This is a genomic window from Frigidibacter sp. RF13 (genome assembly GCF_026626305.1).
In the GTDB taxonomy this organism is placed as follows: domain Bacteria; phylum Pseudomonadota; class Alphaproteobacteria; order Rhodobacterales; family Rhodobacteraceae; genus TMP-24.
The window spans coordinates 899541-918933 of the sequence record NZ_JAPNUE010000001.1 but is presented as its reverse complement, the minus strand read 5'-3'; the positions used below and the strand labels follow the sequence as shown (position 1 = coordinate 918933).

The following is a 19393-nucleotide window of genomic DNA, read 5'->3' as shown; positions in this document are numbered from 1 at the left end:
GAAAGGCGCAGCCCTACGCCGGATCGCGCGGTTTGTACAGATGCCGTTTTCGGCTTGACCTTCGGCGAGGCCGACGCATCCCTGTACCCGGGCCCGTTATCGTTTGTGCAACAATGATCTGGAAATGCAGGTCGGCGCACTTCTCCTGATGAAATCCCTTCGGCTCGACGCTATGAGTCTGATCAAATGGGGGAACATATGGAAGCGGAGCAGCTTACAAAGCCGCAGGCTATTGTCGCGCGCCTGACGGAATTCTTGTCGGGCGGAAAATACGCACCCGGCGATCAACTACCGACGGAAAAGATGCTGATGCAGGCGCTGAGCGTCGGGCGCTCCTCGCTTCGCGAGGCGATCCGCACGCTTGAGGCGATGGGCGTCGTCCAGGTCCGCCATGGCACCGGCACATTCCTGATGCGTGCGCCGGAGAAGTCGGAGATCCTCGTGCCCTTGGCCATCGGCGGAGAGCGCGAGAGCCTGTTGCGGGCCCTCGACATCCGTCGCGCGCTTGAAAGCCATGCTTCGGCTCTTGCCGCGACGCGTGCGAGCGACGCGCAGCTTGAGCGGATCAGGGTGACGCTCGAGGCGATGGAGGAGACCTATCGGCGCGAAGGTACCGCGCTGAAAGAGGACATGCAGTTTCACTTGGCGATCTACGAGGCTGCCAACAATCCGCTTTTCGAGACCTTCATCGAAGCCATTCGTGGCCAATTCTTGCTTTTCTTTTCCGGGGTCGTAGCCTCAAGTGACGGGCGTGGGACCAGTTCTTTCGATCAGCACCGTGAGCTTTACGATGCAATCGCCGCCCGTGATCCGGAAGCGGCGCGGCTGAAGACGCTGGAACTGCTTGACCATGTCGAGGACGATGTCCGCTCGTTTGGAAAGCACTAAACGCCCGGCTTCGCTTTGGGACGCCGGGAAAAGGCTTTAGGGAGACGCTAGCCGAGGTCGGCCATGTCTGCCGCGTCGATCACCATGACCATATCCCAGAACCGGACCAGCTCCGCCTCCTCAAGCGCCTGATCCGCCGCCGCGCCCGGTGACAGACGCTCGACCCTGAAGCCGAATGGTTCCAGCCCGGAGTAGGGCAACGCGCAGAGAATAACCGGAGTCAGATCGCGCTCGATCGCGGCGGCTGTAATGCGGGCGGCGGTCGAGGCAGGATCGGGGAGGGGCGCTGTCACCCTGATGCCAAGGACCGGGCGCGCGGGCGATGTGCGCGTCCAGATCCTTGCAGATGGGGCGCGACTGGCTTCGGTCGAACGGTGATCCAGGCCTCGCACGGCTTGCGCCTTGTCTGACGTCCCGTCGAGGTCAATCGGCGCGTTTGGCGTCAGGCGGGCAAGCAGGAAATGCAGGTCGCGGTCGCTCATCTTTCGGCCACCTCGTCGATCAGCGCGGCCGCCTCGTTTGTGCCCGGCAGCGGCAACTCGGCGCCCCCGAGCGCGGTCCTCAATGTTGCGACCCCGTCCAAGTCGAGAAGCTCGTTGATCTCCTGTTCCAGACGCAAGAGATCCTTGGCCTCGACCGCGCGGGCGAGGCCGCGCTCGGCTGCGGCCCGGGCGCGCGCGGTCTGGTTGTCCATGAATTCCGCCATCTGGGGAATGAAGATGGAGGGCAGTCGGTGGTAGAGCACCTCGTGGAATGAATTGTAGCCTGCGGCGCTGATCACCAGATCGGCCGCGCGGGCGACGGAGAGGGCATCGGTCGTCCTTGCGACCCGGCTGCGCGTCCAGCCGTACAGCCCCGGTGGCACGACCGCGCCGGGCCAGACGATCACCAGATGAAGGATGTCGCTGCGACGTTCGAAGAGGCTGCACAGGAATTGAAGCTGCGCCGACCGGTCGGCGGCGGCCCCGGCGCCGAGCATCGACACGACCAGACGTTCGAAAGGAAGGCCGATCCGTTCAAGCAGTCGATCGCGCATGTCAGGCTGGGCGTCGTCGTTCTGCGGAAGGTGGACCACCGGTCCGACCGTCCGGGTCCTCTGATCCCAGCCGGGCGGGCGGTTCAGTTCGGTGAAGGCCTCGCTCGGGATGATGATCCGGTCGAAGAGATGTTCGCGGTCGAAAGTTGCCGAGGAGGAGGCGCCTGCCTGCCAGAGCCCGCGCCTGATCCAGACCGATCGCAAGTCCTTTTCGCGGATCGCGCGCGCGATGGAATCGAAGATGAACCCGCCGTCGAAGACGAACGTGTCGCCGTCTGCCAGAAGGCGCTGCAAGCGCCGGTGATTGACGATGTCATTGGCGAAGGGTTCGAGGTGGTCGGGGCTCTTCTGGACAAGCGCCGTCGCTTCGAACCCGCGCGCATGGATGAGCGGCAGACAGCTTGGAAAGGCGGCGAAGGCGACCTTGCCCTTCATTTCGCTCGCGATCAATGCGCAACGCTGCGCATGGCCGAGCCCGACACCGTTCGTTGGCAGGAAGTGCGTGCGGGGGCGGCGTGTCGTCACCTCGGCCCGGCGCTTGGGAGGCGTCAGGCCCGCGAGTTCCGCAAAGCGCTCGGCCGTGCGTGACGCCCTCCAGGGGGAGGCGCGCAACGTGGTTTCGATCTGGGCAAGGTTCGGCAGAAGCGTTCCGTCGAGATAGGGACCGAGCGCGCCGAGGTCGGTTGGGCCCCTGAGAACCGGCGCGTCTTGCGATGCCAGCAGTTCTGACGCCGTGGCGTCGATGACCGGCCGCCCGGCACCGAGAAGCTGGGTCAGGATCACCTGCTGACGCTCATCGGGCGGCGCATCGCCGAAACTGACCGCGAGGTCGATCGTGCTGGCCGCTGCGATCGGCGGAAGCTCCGACAGGTCGGAGATGTTTCGCAAGACCGGTTGCAGGGTGCGCGCCTCGCCGCTCCATCCATCGGTGAGGATGACCTGAAGATCGAGTTTCGGGTGATAGTCGAGGGCTTGCAGCGCGGCGGCGGTGCCGGGCATGCTCATGGCCGCGCCCGGCAGGAAGATCGCAAGGCGGGGCCTGGTTACCGCCCGTCGCCCCTGGACCGCCGTGCCGATCAGGCCGGGGCAAATCGCGCCCGGAACGAGCGCGGTCATCGAACACTGCCCAAGATCGACGAGATCTGGCTCCCGACCGGTCGCATATGCCACCCGGGCGCGCGCTCCAAGTTCCGTCTGCCGGTCGGCGAAGCAACCGACAGGGACGACCCGGACAGATGGATCGAGCCGGTAGTCGTGCAATGTGGCAAGAGTGATATCGCTGAGGGTGCCGTCGGTCAGGACAAGCACATGGGACAGCACGAGGTCTTCGGTCGCGACAACCAACGCGGCGGCCTCATACTTCTGGTGCCGCCCCAACTCGTCGGGCAGTGTTGCCTCGTCGATGACGGCGTCATAGCCTTCCGCCCTCAACAGGCCGGCGAGCGCGAGCCGTGCCTCGAACGCCGCTGCGGAGCGATCTCCTGCGTCGATCAGGATCATGCGGCCATCCGGCGTGCAGGAGACCCGAAAGTTTCAAGCATCTGGCGGAAGGCGGTCGGCGCGTAGCGATCTAGATGCGCCTGCGCCCGCAGCACGTGATCGCGGTAGGCGGCGGGCTCGGCGATGTAGTGGCCGATCAGCGCGTCGACCTGCGCGGGCTGGCAGCCAATGACCGCGCCGCCGAAATTGGCTGCTGTTTCGGGGTCGGACAGCACGACCTTTCCAGAAGCGATGCCTTCGGCCAGAACCCGGCCGAAACTTTCGCGCCAGCCGGGCGCGGTGAAATGCACGAGGAAATCTATCTCTTCGAAGAAGGATGCGACCGGCAGCATACCGAAGGGCAAGAGCCGCCAGTGCGGTCGGACAATGTCGGCTTTCAACAGGTGATCGGCACCGAGGATCAGGTTTGTCTCTGCCGTGGCCGGAAAGCACAGATCGAGGTCGGCCGGCGCCGGAAACTTTTCCCAACCCGGCCGTGACAGGCGGCCACGGCGGTCGCGCGGCTGCGGACGTGGCCGGGCGCGAGGGTGATCAATGATATTGAACCAGTCGGACGGCGCGAGCCGCCAGCGCTGGCGTATCTTCGGTTCCGCGATGGCCAACCATTCTGCAACGGTCTCTCGGTTCGATGGCGACACGGGCGCCAGCCATTTGTTGAGCGACAGGCTCGCCCGATCCAGAGCCCCAAGACATTTACCGATGTCGAACGCTTCGACATTGCCGGGCCTCAGGAAATTCTCGTGGGTGACGACCACGAGGTCTCGGCAATAGATCGGTCGGCCAAGGTCAGACTGGAACTTGAGGAAGGCGGGATTGTGGACGACGACCATTTCCGCTGACACCGGACGATCGCCATCGAGAAGCGGCAGCCTGAGGTCGGCGAGCGTATCGGTCAGTACCTGCGCGAGCGCACGCTTGGGAAACATCGCCGAAGCCGCGTCATGGATAACAGGGCGGACCATCGGCTCAATCGCTCTGAGTTCTGCCGCCACGGCCGACGATGTGCCGCCCGGAAAGCGCGGCTCGATCAGATAGGCGATGCGTGGCGGCTGGGCCATGAACAATCCTGTATCCGCCTAGTAAACCGAACGCGTGGTGGCAGGTTGGCTGGCCGCGGCCACCGTGCGCTGCGAGGCGAAGCAATCAAGACGACCGCTGGACATACAGTGCTGGAAGCTGAGTAGCTCGCGTGACAAAGGATCGTCGCCCTGTGTCAGGCGCGGGTTGGCGGCCAGATAGCGGCCAAGTGCCAGCGTGTCGCGCGACAAGATCAATTGTTCGATCATCTTCAGTTGATCGAGCGAGAAGGCGGCCCGACCGGGTGCGCCGCTGCCCATCAGGACCAGAGCGGTGACAATGGCAAGAAGTCTGGGATCTGGCATACTCGTATTTCTCCACAGGGCGAAGGCCCGCTAAGGGCTAGCCACCGGACTGAAGCATCAGGATCAGGCGTTGTTTCAGGGCCTCCGCCTCGGCCTGCTGAGCAGGGGTGGGGCCGCTCGTGCGTGCTCGCTTCTTCTTGGTTGGTGCGGGCGTCGCTGTACTGTTTCCGACACCGGTCCCCGCAAGCCAGATTTCGACAAACCCTTGCGGCGGCGGATCGGCGCGGGAGGTGAAATCGCGCGCCTCCATCTGCAGAAGCTTGGCCAGTGCGGCGACGGCCTCGGCGTCTTCTGCGTGGTAGTAGCGCAGATGGGACGCACTGACCTTGAAGCCGACCGTATCACTGTCGGCGACCGGGGCGCTTGCTTCCAAAAGCGTTGCGAGGGCAGCTTCAGCCAGCGTCGGATCGGCGTCGGCACTGTGAAGATGGATCGCGAGGCCGGCGAACTGCGCCGCCTGCGGCTTGGGCTTCGGCTGTGGCGCCAGTTGCGGGGGCGCTGCCGTGATGTCCGCGGCGGGGGCTTGATCAGTGTCGGGGGGGGCGAGGGTTCGCGGCGCCGGGCTTGCGGCCGCCGCCGGGAGGGCAGGAATGGCGAGAGTTCGCTCCGGTCCGCCGACCACACGGAGCATGGGTAGCGATACCAACGATGCGGGGGCGGATGGACCGGCGGCATCCGCCGTAGGCACACGCTCTCCCCGGCTACTTGGTGCTGCAAGCAGCGCGACCGAGGCAATGCGGTGTCCGGCATCCTGCGCCGGCAGCAGCGGCGCACGGTCCGCCCCGACGAGACGGACGCTGCCGAGGTTCGACCCGGTCGCAGTCTGCGGGTTGGGTTCAGGCGCTTCTAATGTCCCTGGTTCCGGTTTCGGTGCGGGTCGAGCGATCTTTGACGGCGCGCTGGGCGGCGGTTGATCGGCGGGCGCCGCCAGATCGGCGACGGGCACGAGCGACGGCAACGGCAGTCGCGAGATCACGACGCCCGCCGTCACGCCGAGCGCGAAACCCAGGGCGATCCTGAAACCGATCCGACGGGGCCGGGCTTGTTGTGGCGCGTGCGCTGCGAGCTGCACGTGGCCGGGAAGATCCTGGGCCGCCGCTTCCGACCTGACAAAGAGCGGCGCCGAAGCGGCGGGTTGAGCGTCGAGCCCCAGACGTCGTGTCGCGCCGATCGGTTTCTCGGGCGGTGGCGTGCCGAGCATGCGGTCCTGCCGGTCCCATGGCTTGGACGGCTCTGCGCTATTGTCCGGGCGATCGGCTTCGGGTGGTGCTTGCCTCAGGACACGTTCCCGCTCCCGCCGGGCGCGTTCCATCCGCTGCTGGAAGGTCTCGCTGCGCAGAAGGACCTCCGCCGTCGCGGCGGAATCATCAGGTTCACGGGAAGCGGCGGCCGCCGCGCCCTTGTCCATATCAGCCCCCCTTGTCCTGTGACCGCCCCGGACTCGCTAGCCCGTCGCGTGGCATGGCTGGCAGTTTCCGCGCCTTGCACAATGACAGCCGGAATCTACCATTGACCGGCGGCTTTTTAAACAATGTAGCTTACCGATGGTCAACGCCGGACAATGCGCTTCTGTGCGGCGCATTGGTCATTTTCTGTGGATAATATTGCGACTTCTTGGCGCTATCAGGCTTCGCGATGGCCGTAGAGCAGGGGCATCAGCCCGACCGTGGCCACGAATCTCTCCCAATCCTTGCGCTCTGCCCGGGTCCAGCCGGTTTCGGCGATGGCCGAAAGGCGGGGGAAGGTCAGCCGGTCGAAGAGCGCCCGGTCGGTCATGGATTCCGACCAGATGCAGGCCTGAACGCCCATGAACTTCGTCCGCTGCGCGTCGGTCCAGCCCGCGGTCGGATCGAAGGCATAGGTCTCGCGCGGTGAGGACCAGCCGGCCCAGCCCGCGCCCGGTTCGACCCAGTCAGAGGATTGCGACATGTCGAGATAGTAAGACTGGCCGGGGCTGACGACGATGGAATAGCCCTTCGCTGCCAAGGCGCCCGACACCACCGTGTCGCGCCAGCCGACGAGGTAGGAGGCACTCTTGTCGATCACATCGCCATGCGCGGCTTCTTCCCAGCCGCCGGTGACGCAGCCACGTTCGGCCAGCAACTGCTGGACGCGGGAGAGGAAATCAGCCTGCAAAAGCGCCGTCGCCGAACCTTCGATCGCGTCGGCACCGCCGTGATTGCCCTCGCTGTCCTTCAGCCGCGCATGGGCCTCGGCCAATTTCGCGCCCCCAAGCTCGGCAATGCGCTGGAAAGCCAGCGGCGAACCCGACCAGGCGGCCAGTGGCACTTCGTCGGCGCCGACATGCACGATCCGGGCGGGGAAAAGCTCTGCCAGTTCGTCGAAGATCATGCCGAGGATCTCGTAGGTGCGGGGGACGGCGGGGTTCAGGCAATTGTTGGGGAAACCCTGGACCGAGGCATAGGTGCCGCTCTCGCCCGGGTCGCGCAGATCGGGGCGGGCGGCAAGAAGGGCGAAGGAATGGCCGGGGATGTCGATCTCGGGCAAGGTTGTGATGCCGTAGCTTTCCGCGACCCCGACGATGCGGCGCACTGTCTCTTGCGTGTAATAGCCGCCCGACCGTTCTGCCCCGGTGCCGAGAAGCGCGGGGATCGGCAGCTCTTCGCCGCGCCAGGCGCCGATCTCGGTCAGTTCCGGCAGCGCCGCGATCTCGATACGCCAGGCCTCGTCATCGGTCAGGTGCCAGTGGAAGCGGTTGAGCCTGTTCCAGGCCAAGATGCCCAGGAACCGCTCGACCTCTGCAGAGGTGTAGAATTGCCGGGCGCAATCGAGATGGCAGCCCCGCCAGCCCATAGCGGGCGCGTCGGCGATGCTGCCACTTTCGGGAAAAGTAAAGGTCTGCGGATAGTCGCGCGCCCCGCGCAGGGCCTGCGCGAGGGTGATGAAGCCATAGAGAAAGCCTGCATGCCCAGAGGCCGTCACGGTTATCCGGTCGGATGCAAAGCGGATCCGGTAGGCTTCGGGCGCGAGCGTTCCGTCCGTCGCGGAATCAACCGGAAAACCGCCCTCGGCTGTGCTGCGGCTGAGGGCCTCGGTCGGGAAAAGCGCCTGGCAAAGCCGGGCGAAGGCGGTGGCGGCGGCCCCTGCCTCGGCCGCTTCTGCGGTGATGGCAAACCCCACGGGCGCGGCGCGGGTCGCCGCGATCTCGACATGCTCGGGCCAGGGGATGACCGAGAGCGCTTCGGGCGCGCTGGCCGGAACCGGGTAGGGCGCCGCGCCGCGCTTCAGCGGGCGGTTGTCGCCGACCTTGTGGGTGGCGCGCACCTCGACCGGTTCGGTCCCTCCGCCTGCGCGTTTCAGATAGGCGGTCGTCGCCCCGTCGCTCCAATGGCGGAGCGGATAGGACAGATGGTGGGCGACCATAGTCCAGGAGGCGCCGGAGGCCAGAGCGGAACCTTCCTCTGGCGCAAGCTCGGTATTGTTCGAGAGCCGCCGGATCAGCCGGGCGCCCTCGACCCGGTCCTTCGCCGTCAGGCGTCCGGGGCCGGTGATCACCAGAGTGAAATCCGTGATGGGATCGCGCCCGCGATTGGTGAGGCGCAGGCGATATTCCGGTGGGCCTCCGCCCTTCGCCGGTGTCCAGTGGGTCTCTAGCAGGAAGGGTCTGCGCATGATGGGCTTTCATACAGCGGGCAGGGAGTTGCCCTGTGTATCAAAGAGATAGAGCTGGTCGGCGGGCACAGAGACCTGCATCTCGACGCCATCGGCGATCCCGGGCTTGCCGTCGAAGAGCGCGATGAAATTCTGACCGTCCGCAAGCGGGCTGTAGGCGATCGTATGGATGCCCAGACGCTCGATCAGCGTCGGCCGGACGGTCAGCGATACGGCGCCGGGACCCAGTGACAGATGTTCGGGCCGGATGCCTATGGTGACCTCCTGTCCCGGCGCAAGGCTAGGGCGGGCGGGGATCGTGATCCGGCCGAGAGGGCCAAGATCGACCTCGGTCGCGGACAGGCAGCGGCCGGGCAGGAAATTCATCTTCGGGCTGCCGATGAAGCCCGCGACGAACTGGTTGCGGGGGCGTTCGTAAAGTTCGAGCGGCGCGCCGACCTGTTCGACCCGGCCACCGTTCAGGACGACGATCTTGTCGGCCATGGTCATCGCCTCGACCTGATCGTGGGTGACATAGATCATCGTGGTGCCGAGCGATTTATGGAGCCGCATCAGCTCGATCCGCATCTCGGACCGGAGCGCAGCATCGAGGTTCGACAAGGGCTCGTCGAACAGGAAAATCTTCGGCTGGCGAACGATGGCCCGGCCAATGGCCACGCGCTGACGCTGGCCACCAGAGAGGGTGCCGGGCTTCTGGCCGAGCCGCTGGGTCAGCTGCAGGACCGAAGCCGCCTCTTCGACCCGGCGGCGGATGTCGGCCTCAGTGAGGCCTTCGACGCGGAGCGGAAAGGCGATATTCTCGAAAACCGTCATGTGTGGATAGAGAGCGTAGGACTGGAAGACCATCGCAATGCCGCGCTTCACCGGCGGCAGGTCTTTCACAGGTCGGCCGCCGATGACGATCTCGCCTGTGGACACGTCTTCGAGCCCGGCGATCATCCGCAGCAGCGTCGAATTCCCGCAGCCCGAGGGGCCGACGAAGACCACGAATTCGCCTTCCTCGACATCGAGCGTGACGCCCTTGATCACTTCGGCTGCGCCGAAGGATTTGGTCAGGTTCGACAATGCAAGCTGGCTCATGCCTCTCTTGGTCCTTCGCACAGGGTCGTCTGGAGTCTGGCGCCCCGGGATAGGTCCCGGGGCGCCGCCATTGCCGCCAGTGGTGGTGGCTACTTGAATTCCTCGAGCGCAGCTGCCGCCTGCTCAAGCGCCGCAGCGGGTTCCGCCGCGCCGGTGACGACCGACTGGACCATGGTGATCATCGTGTCCTGCAGCCCCTTGTAATCGAGGAACAGAGGCTCAGGCCCGCCAAAGGAAATCCCGTCGATGAAGGGTTTCCAGTTCGGATCATCGGCCACCAGCTTGTCGACCGCCGGGCCCGGACGCAGCGGCGTGAGGCCTTCGGCCGCCTCATAGACCGGCTGGTTTTCGGTGCTGGCGAGGAATTTGGCGAAGTCGATCGCCTTGTCTTCGACACCCGTCCCCTTGAAGACTGCAAGGCTGTCGGTGATCAGGAGCGTGCCCGGACCTTGGGCGTGCGGACCGAGCGGCAGGGGCGCCACGCCCCATTTGAACGGGGCGTCCTTCAGAAGGTTCTTGGCGCCGACCGAGGCATGGATCATGCCAAGTTTACCATCGAGGAAGATGGCACGGACGTCGTTCTGCTCATAGGCGGTCGGGCCTTCCTCGGCATAGGCGGTGATGTCGCGCAGCGCGGTCAGCGCTTCGAGATTTTCGGGGCTGTTGAAGGTGATGTTGCCGTCGGCGTCGATCACCGTGCCATCGTTGGTATAAACCCAATGCAGGAACTGGTGCATCGTATTGTCGAAGGTCTTGGCGACAACGCCGAAGCCCGCCGTGCCGGTCTTTTCCTTGATTGTCCTGGCGGCTGCGATCTCCTCTTCCCAGGTTGCCGAGGCCTTTTCGGGATCAAGGCCTGCGGCGGCGAAGAGATCCTTGTTCCAATAGAGCGACTTCGTCGAGAAGGCGACCGGCACGCCCCATTGCTGGCCGTCGGTGGTGACGGTCGAGACCACGAAGGGGAAATAGGTCGCCTGTTCGTCGGCGCTCATCGGGATCGGCACGATGAGGTCGTTCTGGGCAAGCTGCTTCAGGACCCGCGATCCCATGTAGGCGAGGCCCACGGGCGTCCCGGCGGCGGCAAGGGTAGTGGCCTTTTCCTGGCACTGGTCCCAGCCCACCGCCTCGACCTGAATCTTGTAGCCGGGGTTAGCCTCTTCCCATTTCGGGAACAGCGCCTCGTGCACGGCCGACACGGCGTCGCCGCAGGAAATGAAGGTGATCACCTGATCCTCGGCCAAGGCGAGGCCGGGCACGGCCAGCACAGCCAGCGCCGTGCCTGTCTTCAGTACGGTCGTCAGCTTCATTCTTTCCTCCTGTTGGGACCCGTTTTCTGGGGTGTTGTTCTTTGAAGTCATTCCTTCACGGCGCCGGCGGTGAGGCCGGCGACGAGATAGCGTTGCAGGATGAGGATCACGACAAACGCGGGCGCGATGCCCACGAAGCTTGCCGCCATCAGCTCGTTCCAGGACACCTCCTGCCGCCCGAAGAAGGCGAAAAGCCCGACAGGCAGCGGCATGTATTCGGTCTTGGAGTTGAAGGTGACCGCATAGACGAACTGCTGGGCATAGGCGCCGAGGAATGTCGCGATGGCGGTGACGATGATGCCGGGGGTGGCCAAGGGCAGGATCACCCGGCGAAAGATGTAGAAGCGCGAGGCGCCGTCAGCCCAGGCGGCCTCTTCGAGTTCACGCGGGATGCGCAGCATGTAGGCCCGCAGAAGCCAGATCGCGGTCGGGATCAGGAAAGCCGCACCCGGGACGATCATGGCGAAATAGGTGTTGAGGAGCCCGAGGCTTCGCATCAGCCTGAAAAGCGGGATCAAGAGCACAGCGCCCGAGACCATGTTGACGGTCAGGAAGGCGCCGAGCACCGCGCTTTGCCCCGGGAAACGGAAACGCGACAGCGCATAGGCGGCGGGCACCACGAGCAGGATCACCAGCCCGGTCACCACACCCGCGACGAAGAGGCTGTTCACCACATAACGCCCGAAGGCCGGAACCGAGACCCACATGGTCCGGTAAGCCTCGAACGAGGGGCTTTCCGGCCAGAAACGGTAGGGCGAGGAGAAGAGCAGCGACAGGGGCTTCAGCGAGACGTTGAACCCTTCGATGAAGGGTGCAAGGCAGAAGAACAGAAGGCAAAAGATGCCCGCATAGATGCCCAGAAGCTCATACCAGCGGTAGCGGTCGATCATCGGGCGGTCTGTCCGGCGGCTTTTGCGCATCAGCGGGCCTCGGTCGGGTTGAAGCGGCTGATGAGCCGGTAATAGAGCAGGCAGAAGACCGACAGGAATAGGCAGATCATCACCGCCCGTGCCGAGCCCTCTCCGTATTTGTAGGACCCGATCCCGGATTTGTAGGTGTCGATGATCATCGTCGTCGTCTGACCCGACGGCCCGCCGCGCGTGAGGATCCAGATGATGTCGAAAGAGTTGAAGGTGAAGATCAGCGACAGCATCGACATGGTCAGAAGCGAGGGCACGATCATCGGCAGCGTGATGCGGCGGAAGCGATAGAAACGGCCCGCGCCATCGGTCCAGGCGGCCTCATAAAGGTCCCGGGGGATCGTCTGGATCGTGGCGAGCATGTAGAGCGTGACGAAGGGCACGCCGATCCAGACATCGGTGACGATGGTCGCCCAGAAGGCGGTCTTGCCATAGCCGAGGAAGGCAATCGGCCCGTCCGACAGGCCGAAATTCTGCAAGAGGCCGGAGATCATGCCGAACTGGCCATTGTACATCCAGCCCCACATGAAGATGCCGATGGCCATGGGGATGATCCAGGGCGGCATGATCAGGATGCGGAACAAAGTCTGGCCCGGCACGGCGGCGTTCAACAGGACCGCGCCCAGAACACCGATGGTCATCTTCAGGGCGACCGAGCAGAAGGTCCAGATGAAGGTCCTGAGTATCACGTCGTCGAAATTGGCCTTGAAGATCTTCTGGTAATTCTTCCAGCCGACCCAGTTGGTTTCAGGCTTCAGCGCCGCATCGGTGAAGGACAGGATCACCGTATCGACCAGCGGATAGGCGACGATGAACAGCACGTAAAGGACCGCCGGCGCGAGCAGAAGATAGGCGAAGGCTCGGGCCGACGGCGAATGGTTCATCACGCCACCTCGCGCGACCGACGCCCGAGCGCGGCATCGAACTCGGCCCAGATGGGCGCCATATCGACGACGCGCCGGGTGCGCCGCGCCTCGTCGATGGCCATAGCCAGAAGCCCCGCCTCCAGCGCGTCGATGACCGAGACGGGCAGGGCGGCGCCGGTCGCCATATGGGCGCCGATATCCTCGGCCATCTGCTCGTCCGCGCCGTAATGGACCGAAAGGTCCGAGGCCTTGTACTGTTTGTCGGCCAGCCGTTCACCCGTCCGCGCCCGGTGCAGGCGGAAGAAGTTGCGGACGAAATCGCCCTCGGCCATACCGTCGACACCGATCACGCAGAAGCGGCGGAAATCGTCGGGGACGTTCAGGTTGGTGTGGAAGGTCATCGCCGCGCCAGAGGCATATTCCACGATCGCGGTCTGGAAATCGATGATGTCGCCGTCGCCGTCGAACACCCGGTCGCTGCCCATCCAGCCGGAAGGCTTGCGGTGATAGACCTCAAGGTCATTGGCGCCGAGGCCCTGCGGGTCGTTCTTCGGAATGAAGGTCCGCCGTCCGCCGAACGAGGCGACGCGCGCCGGGCGGCAACCCATCACGCCATTGTAGAGATCGAGGTCATGGCAGCATTTTTCCAGCAAGAACGAGCCCGACCAATGTTCGTGCCGCCGCCAGTCGCGCATGAAGAAGGCGCCGTGATAGGGCGGGATATGTTCCGATGCCTCGATCGAAACGACCTCGCCGAGATGCCCGTCGGCCTGCGCCCGGCGCAAGTCGCGGTAAAGTGGCGCATAACGCAGGACGAGGCCGACCATGACCTGATCCGCGGGATGCGCCGCCAAGAGCCGCGCCAGCGCCATCGTCTCCTCGATGGTCGAGACCACGGGCTTTTCGGTGAAAATCTTCATGCCGCGCGCCAATCCGGTGCGCAGGTGGTCAAGATGCAGGTGATTGGGTGAGCCGACCATCAGAAGGTCGAGCTCCTAGCCCGCCAGCATCTCGTCGAGCGTCGCATAGGCGCGGCCGGCGCCGATGCCGTGGCTTTGCATATAGGGCAGGCCCGCGGGCGCGGGGTCGACATGGGCGGCAACGGTGAAGCCCGGCACCCGTTCCGAGAAGACCCGGGCCAGATAGCCAAGCCGGAAGCCAAGCCCGATGATGCCCGCCTTCATCTTCCGCTGGTCCCCCTCTTTGCTCGCTTGCCGGATTATGTAAACTATTTACAAAATAGGGAGGCGCTGTTCGCGCTGTCAAGCTAAAATTGTTCTTCCGGGAAGGGTTCGCCCGTGAGTATCTGTGCACTTTTATTAGTTTATACACAAATGTTTCGTGAGGCTGTGTCGCTAAATGGCGCCGTCGCGCAGGCAGCTTGCGCAGCGCGTCAATTTAGTTGGAAATTTACATATCCAGCACGCCTACCCGCGCTGGATAGTCTCAGCGATGCGCCATGTAGCCGGTGAATCCCGCAATCCTCCACCGTCCGCCGACGCGACGACATTGATACAGCGTCTGCCAATTCAGCCGATCCTCGCGGCCGGAAGCGAGCCGAATCGTGCCGTCGAACTTCTTGTGCGCGATCGCCATGTCGGCTTCGATATCGATCCGCGAAAGATCGGTGGCGCGGTGGATCGCCGCCGCCGGATCCTCGGCAAAAGCGGTCGCCGCCGTCTCGGCCGCCTGTCGCAGCCATTCGTCGCGGTAGGCGGCAAGCGTCGGGAAAGAGAGAGTCCAGTCGTCGGGGTCGCGGGAGCCATGGGCATGGAGGCCGCAGAACCCGTCGGTGATGAAATCGTCCGCAACCATCGACCAGTCGGCGGCAATGAAGGCCGCGATATCGCGCGGCACCAGCATTTCCCAGATCTGGCCGCGGTCGGGGTCGGCGGGGAACAGATTGAGGCTCATCGTCTCTCCTCGATCAGCCGACGCGGCCCCGGGCCGCGACGGGAAGGCAGTCAACCACGCGCTCGCCCGAGATCAGATAGACCTCGTCGAAGAGGTTCGAGACCGGGCAGGCATGGTTGGGCAGCACCCGCACGCGGTCGCCCACGGCGAGCGGACTTCCCTCCGGCAGGGTGACGGTGCCGTGCTCTTCCGACAGGCCGGTGACGCGCGCGCCGGGGTGGCCGACGATCTCGCCATGATCGGGCTGGCCAAGGAGGTCCGAGGTCAGCGCCTTGGAGCCCGCGTCGAGAATGGCGCGGCCGGGCACCGGGCGGCTGACGATCGTGGTCAGCACGGTCAGCGCGCAATCGTCCGCGCTGCCCACGCCCTTCGCGATGCAATAGCGGTCCATGTAGATATAGGTGCCCGGCCGGTATTCGGTGACGACGCCGCCGGTTTCCGCCCGCCAGATATCGGGCGTGCCGCCCGACGAGATCACCGGGCAGTCGAGGCCCGCGCCGTCAAGTAGGCCGCGCGCCGCGCGCAGCCAGTCGATGGCCTCGCCGGGGCGCCCGGCGGGCGGGTAGGTCATCAGGCCGCCGAAGGTAAGACCTGGTTGCGCTGCGATCTGCCGCGCCAGCACCAGCGCGGCCTCCGGTGACTGCACGCCGCAGCGGCCCATGCCGGTGTCGCATTCGATCAGAACGGGCAGGGGATGTGCGGCATCGTTGAAGCTCTCGGCCAGCCCATCGATCACGGTCGCGCTGTCGGCCGTCACCGACATGCGTGCGCGCCGGTGCAAGGCGGCCAGCCGCGCCCGCTTGTCGGGACCGAGGATATTGTAGGGCAGGAACAGGTCGTGAAACCCTGCATCCGCCATCACCTCGGCCTCGCCGAGCTTCTGCACCGTCAGGCCGACGGCACCCGCCGCAATCTGCTCGCCCGCCCAGAAGGGCAGCTTGTGGGTCTTGATGTGGGGGCGGAGCTTCAGCCCGGCGCGGTCGGCATACGCCTGCGCCCGAGCGATATTGGCGCGCGCCCGGTCAACGTCGATCAGGACGGCGGGCGTGTCGATCTGGGCTATGGTTTTCGGCAGCGGTTTCATCTCAGTCTCCGAGCGGCAGTTTCGGGTCGTCGACCTTGAAGGTGTTGATGCTCTGCTTCACCCGGCGCAGCGTTTCCAGCACCCTGGTGCCGCGATGTTCGGCGACTGCCATGGCGATGATGTCGACAAGCGCCAAGAGCGCGAAGCGCGAAGACGTGGGCTTGTAGAGATTGCCGTCCTCGGCAGGCTGATATTCGATGACATGGGTCGCGGCCTCGGCCAGCGCCGAGCCGGGCGCGGTGACGGCGATGGTGGTCGCGCCATATTGGCCCGCCACCGCGACCGCATCCACCACCGACTGGGCATAGCCCGAGGTGGAAAAGGCCATCACCACCGTGCCCTTGGTGGCGGTCGCGGCGAACATGCGTTGCAATTGCCCGTCCACCTGGGCGATGGCGGCGATCCCAAGCCGGTAAAGGCGGTTCTGCATCTCGGTCGCCATCATCGAGGAGGTGCCGCCGGAGCCGAGCGCGAGCACTTGTGTCGCCGCCGTCAGCCGTTCTGCCACCGTCTGAACGAGCGCCATGTCGACCGCCCCCGCCGCGCGCTGCACCGCTTCGGCTGCGCCTTCGGCCACCAGTTGGGGAATGCGGCTCATCTCCGCTTCGGCAGGGGCAGGGTTCGCGGCCAGATACTGGCCGCCAACCGCCAGCGCCTGCGCGATCCAGAATTTGAAGTCCCGCGTCCCGTCGAGCCCGAGGCTGCGGCAGAACCGGGTAACGGTCGGTTCGCTGACCCCGATGCGCGCGGCCATTTCCGAGATCGAAGCCTTCGAGGCAAAATCGAGATCGTCGAGCACCATTCGTGCCAGCTGCCTGTCGGATTTCGAGCCTTCCTGCGCGCGGCCCTGAAGCCTCGTGATGATGTCGATGACCGATCGCCTGTCGTTCATTCCGTCCCCCCGAGGATCATGTCCAGGAAGGGTTTATTGCCCGCCGAAAGGCCCGCGTCCACCGCAAGCGACACGCCGGTGATGCCCGAGGCGCGGTCCGAGGCAAGGAAGGCGACCGTCTCGGCCACCTCTTCGGCAGTCACGATCCGGCCCATTGGGTACAGCTGTTCGAGTTTCGCGGCGATACTCGGGTCGCGCGCGATCCGGTGATCCCAGGCCGGGGTGCGGATCGATCCGGGGCAGACCGCGTTCGCCCGGACACCGCGCCCGCCATATTCGACGGCCAGCGCGCGGGCAAAGGCATTGAGCCCGGCCTTGGCGGCGGCATAGGCGGGGTTGCCGTAATGCAGGAAGGCGTTGACCGACGAAATGAGGACGATGTTGCCCTTGCCGCGCGCCGCCATTGCCGCCGCGATTAGCGTCGTGAAGGCCGTGGCCGAGGTCAGGTTCAGGTCGATCTCTGACATCGCCTTTTCCGGCGTCAGATCGGCAAGGGTCTCTGACCGCGTCCAGCCCGCATTGTTGATCAGCACATCCAGCGGCCGGTCCGCCAGCGCCTGAGCAGCGGCGAGCGTCGCGCGACGGTCAGCGAGGTCGAAGATGATCTGCTCTTCGAGCGGCAGGCCCTCAAGCAGCGCCGGATCGCGGTCCGCGCCGATGACTTGCCCGCCCCGGGCCGCGAAGAGACCCGCAAGCGCCCGGCCGAGGCCGCCACCGGCGCCGGTCACCAGAATTCGCCTGCCTGAGAATTCCAGCTCTGTCATGGCCCTCTTTCGACGTGCTTGCGTCGTTTCAACGGATGCAGGTTAGGTTGAAAATGTAAGTTTGCAACATAAATTGCCACTTGATTGGCGTTCAAAAGCAAATAATGTAAATTACTAACGCGCCTACTGGGTCTCCCACCGGCGAGGCGCGCCATCGGCCCGCTCCCCCATCATGGGCCGGTATCGCTGCCGCCGGCGCCGCTTCCTGCGCCGGCGGCAGCGATCTGACAAGGAAAGGACAGGGTGTGCCCGAACGCAAGCAGACTTTTGGCAACTCGCACGTGCCCTTGTCGCCCGCCGTCCGCGCTGGCGACATGGTCTATGTCTCGGGTCAGGTGCCGGTTCGACCGGACGGAACCTATGTCGAGGGTGGGATCGAGGCGCAGACCCGGCAGGTGCTGGAGAATGTGAAGGCGGCGCTGGCGCTCGCCGGGGCGACTATGGATCAGGTGGTCAAGACCACGGTCTGGATCGAGGATGCGCGCGACTTTTCCGGCATGAACAAGGTCTATGCCACCTACTTCCCGTCCGAGCCGCCCGCCCGCACCACAGTCGAATCGCGCCTGATGGTCGATATCAAGGTCGAGATCGAGGCCATCGCCTTCTCGCCAGTCGCGAAAGGCTAAGCTGAATGCGGATCTTCACCGCGTCGCTTGCGACCGAGACGAACACCTTCTCGCCCTTGCCGACTGACCGCGCCTCGTTCGAGGCGGCCTTCTATGCCCCGCCCCGCCAGCATCCCGAAACGCCGACGCTTTGTTCCTCTCCGATGGTGGTGCTGCGCCGCCGGGCTGCCGCCGAAGGGTTCGAGCTTGTCGAGGGCACTGCCGTCTGGGCGGAACCGGGCGGGCTCTTGCAGCGGCAGGCCTATGAGGCGCTGCGCGACGAAATTCTGAGCGAGCTTGAATCGGCACTGCCGGTCGATGGCGTGATCCTCGGCCTGCACGGGGCGATGGTGGCGCAGGGCTATGACGATTGCGAGGGCGATCTTCTCGCCCGCGTCCGCGCGCTGGTCGGTCCCGGTGTGGTCATCGCGGCCGAGCTTGACCCCCACAGCCACCTCACGCCCGCCCGTCTTGCCGCTGCCGACATCTTCGCGGCTTTCCTCGAATTTCCCCATACAGATTTCTACGACCGCGGCGAGCATCTGGTCGATCTGGCTTTGCGCGCGATCCGGGGCGACGTCCGCCCGGTGATGGCGGCCTTTGACTGCCGGATGATTGCGGTTCTGCCGACAAGCCGCGAGCCGATGCGGTCCTTCGTCGACCGGATCAAGGCGCTGCAGGGGCGGGACGGTATCCTCTCCATCTCGGTCATCCACGGCTTCATGGCCGCCGATGTGCCCGAGATGGGCACACGGATGCTGGTCGTTGCCGACGGAGACGCCGCTGCCGCCACCGCGCTGGCCGAACGACTGGGGCGCGAGCTTTTCGCCCTGCGCCATGAGACAATCATGGAAATCGTGGGCGTCGAGGACGGGATCGCCAAGGCGGCCCGTCTCGCGAGTGCGGGGCACCCTGCGGTGATCGCCGATACATGGGATAATCCGGGTGGCGGCGTGCCGGGGGACGGGACAGTGATCCTCAGGGCGCTGATCGCGCGCGGCGGGCTCAAGGTCGGCGTCGCCACGATCTGGGATCCGATGGCGGTCACCATTGCCCATGCGGCGGGCGAGGGCGCGCTGATCAATCTGCGGTTCGGGGGAAAGTCCGGACCCGAGGCGGGCGAGCCGATCGACGCGCTCGTCCGGGTGGAGAAGGTCGCGGAGGAGGCCTGGCAAAGCTTCGGCCCGAGCCGCGTGCCGCTTGGCCGCGCGGCGGTCGTAAGGATCGAGGGCTCCGAGATCGATGTGATCCTCAACACCAACCGCACCCAGACCTTCGAGCCTGACATCTTCACCGGCCTCGGCATCGATCCGCTGGCGAAAGACGTGCTTCTGGTGAAATCGACCAACCATTTCCACGCGGGCTTTGCCCCCATCGCCGCCGGGATCATCTATGTCTCGGCGCCGAGCGCTTATCCCTCGGACCCGGCGCGCACCGTCTATCGGAAGCTCACCCGGCCGATCTGGCCCCGCGTCTCTGACCCGTTCGCCTGAAGCCCGCGTTGCGCCCGAGGCCGCCGACC

At 65.2% G+C, this 19393-nt stretch carries 19 protein-coding genes; 3 read left to right on the top strand and 16 right to left on the bottom strand.

Annotated features, from left to right (window positions below; all coding sequences use genetic code 11):
- Positions 1-198: 198 nt before the first annotated feature.
- Positions 199-888 carry a FadR/GntR family transcriptional regulator gene (locus OU426_RS04500; RefSeq protein WP_267632657.1) on the top strand — a complete coding sequence of 230 codons (690 nt, stop codon included), beginning with the start codon at positions 199-201 and terminating at the stop codon, positions 886-888.
- A 47-nt stretch (positions 889-935) separates the two neighbouring features.
- Here OU426_RS04500 and OU426_RS04495 read toward each other — a convergent pair whose 3' ends face one another.
- The 16 genes from OU426_RS04495 to OU426_RS04420 all read right to left on the bottom strand — a co-directional run bounded on the left by OU426_RS04495 (position 936) and on the right by OU426_RS04420 (position 17266).
- A complete protein-coding gene (locus OU426_RS04495; protein ID WP_267632656.1) occupies positions 936-1370 on the bottom strand; it encodes a hypothetical protein in 435 nt (144 codons plus the stop codon).
- The gene (locus OU426_RS04490) at positions 1367-3424 is read right to left on the bottom strand and encodes a glycosyltransferase (protein WP_267632655.1); all 2058 of its coding nucleotides are present in this window, start codon (positions 3422-3424) and stop codon (positions 1367-1369) included. The genes OU426_RS04495 and OU426_RS04490 overlap by 4 nt, the downstream gene beginning before the upstream one ends.
- Positions 3421-4482, bottom strand: a complete 1062-nt coding sequence (locus tag OU426_RS04485) for a hypothetical protein (RefSeq protein WP_267632654.1) — start codon at positions 4480-4482, stop codon at positions 3421-3423. The genes OU426_RS04490 and OU426_RS04485 overlap by 4 nt, the downstream gene beginning before the upstream one ends.
- A gap of 18 nt (positions 4483-4500) precedes the next feature.
- Positions 4501-4806: a hypothetical protein gene (locus OU426_RS04480; protein ID WP_267632653.1), complete on the bottom strand. Its 306-nt coding sequence runs from the start codon at positions 4804-4806 to the stop codon at positions 4501-4503.
- 37 nt (positions 4807-4843) lie between these two features.
- On the bottom strand, positions 4844-6214 hold the full coding sequence (locus OU426_RS04475; RefSeq protein WP_267632652.1) for a hypothetical protein: 1371 nt from the start codon (positions 6212-6214) through the stop codon (positions 4844-4846).
- A 215-nt stretch (positions 6215-6429) separates the two neighbouring features.
- Positions 6430-8439, bottom strand: coding sequence for a beta-N-acetylhexosaminidase (locus OU426_RS04470; protein WP_267632651.1), 2010 nt, complete (start codon positions 8437-8439; stop codon positions 6430-6432).
- A gap of 9 nt (positions 8440-8448) precedes the next feature.
- Entirely contained in the window at positions 8449-9519 is a 1071-nt protein-coding gene (locus tag OU426_RS04465) for an ABC transporter ATP-binding protein (protein WP_267632650.1), read from the bottom strand.
- Between the two features lie 89 nt (positions 9520-9608).
- On the bottom strand, positions 9609-10826 hold the full coding sequence (locus OU426_RS04460) for an ABC transporter substrate-binding protein (protein ID WP_267632649.1): 1218 nt from the start codon (positions 10824-10826) through the stop codon (positions 9609-9611).
- A 47-nt stretch (positions 10827-10873) separates the two neighbouring features.
- The gene (locus OU426_RS04455) at positions 10874-11746 is read right to left on the bottom strand and encodes a carbohydrate ABC transporter permease (RefSeq protein ID WP_267632648.1); all 873 of its coding nucleotides are present in this window, start codon (positions 11744-11746) and stop codon (positions 10874-10876) included.
- Positions 11746-12630, bottom strand: a complete 885-nt coding sequence (locus OU426_RS04450; RefSeq protein WP_267632647.1) for a carbohydrate ABC transporter permease — start codon at positions 12628-12630, stop codon at positions 11746-11748. The genes OU426_RS04455 and OU426_RS04450 overlap by 1 nt, the downstream gene beginning before the upstream one ends.
- Positions 12630-13592 carry a Gfo/Idh/MocA family protein gene (locus OU426_RS04445; protein ID WP_267632646.1) on the bottom strand — a complete coding sequence of 321 codons (963 nt, stop codon included), beginning with the start codon at positions 13590-13592 and terminating at the stop codon, positions 12630-12632. Before OU426_RS04445 ends, OU426_RS04450 begins: the two co-directional genes overlap by 1 nt.
- 15 nt (positions 13593-13607) lie before the next feature.
- On the bottom strand, positions 13608-13796 hold the full coding sequence (locus tag OU426_RS04440) for a hypothetical protein (protein WP_267632645.1): 189 nt from the start codon (positions 13794-13796) through the stop codon (positions 13608-13610).
- Positions 13797-14058: 262 nt separating this feature from the next.
- Positions 14059-14526, bottom strand: a complete 468-nt coding sequence (locus OU426_RS04435) for a hypothetical protein (protein ID WP_267632644.1) — start codon at positions 14524-14526, stop codon at positions 14059-14061.
- A 13-nt stretch (positions 14527-14539) separates the two neighbouring features.
- Entirely contained in the window at positions 14540-15610 is a 1071-nt protein-coding gene (locus tag OU426_RS04430; protein ID WP_267632643.1) for a D-TA family PLP-dependent enzyme, read from the bottom strand.
- A gap of 1 nt (position 15611) precedes the next feature.
- A complete protein-coding gene (locus OU426_RS04425) occupies positions 15612-16502 on the bottom strand; it encodes a MurR/RpiR family transcriptional regulator (RefSeq protein ID WP_267632642.1) in 891 nt (296 codons plus the stop codon).
- A complete protein-coding gene (locus tag OU426_RS04420) occupies positions 16499-17266 on the bottom strand; it encodes an SDR family oxidoreductase (RefSeq protein ID WP_267632641.1) in 768 nt (255 codons plus the stop codon). Before OU426_RS04420 ends, OU426_RS04425 begins: the two co-directional genes overlap by 4 nt.
- 245 nt (positions 17267-17511) lie before the next feature.
- Here OU426_RS04420 and OU426_RS04415 point away from each other — a divergent pair, with 245 nt between their 5' ends.
- Positions 17512-17892 (top strand): RidA family protein, encoded by a 381-nt coding sequence (locus OU426_RS04415; protein ID WP_267632640.1) that lies wholly within the window; start codon positions 17512-17514, stop codon positions 17890-17892.
- A 5-nt stretch (positions 17893-17897) separates the two neighbouring features.
- Positions 17898-19364: a M81 family metallopeptidase gene (locus OU426_RS04410; RefSeq protein ID WP_267632639.1), complete on the top strand. Its 1467-nt coding sequence runs from the start codon at positions 17898-17900 to the stop codon at positions 19362-19364.
- Positions 19365-19393 lie beyond the last annotated feature (29 nt).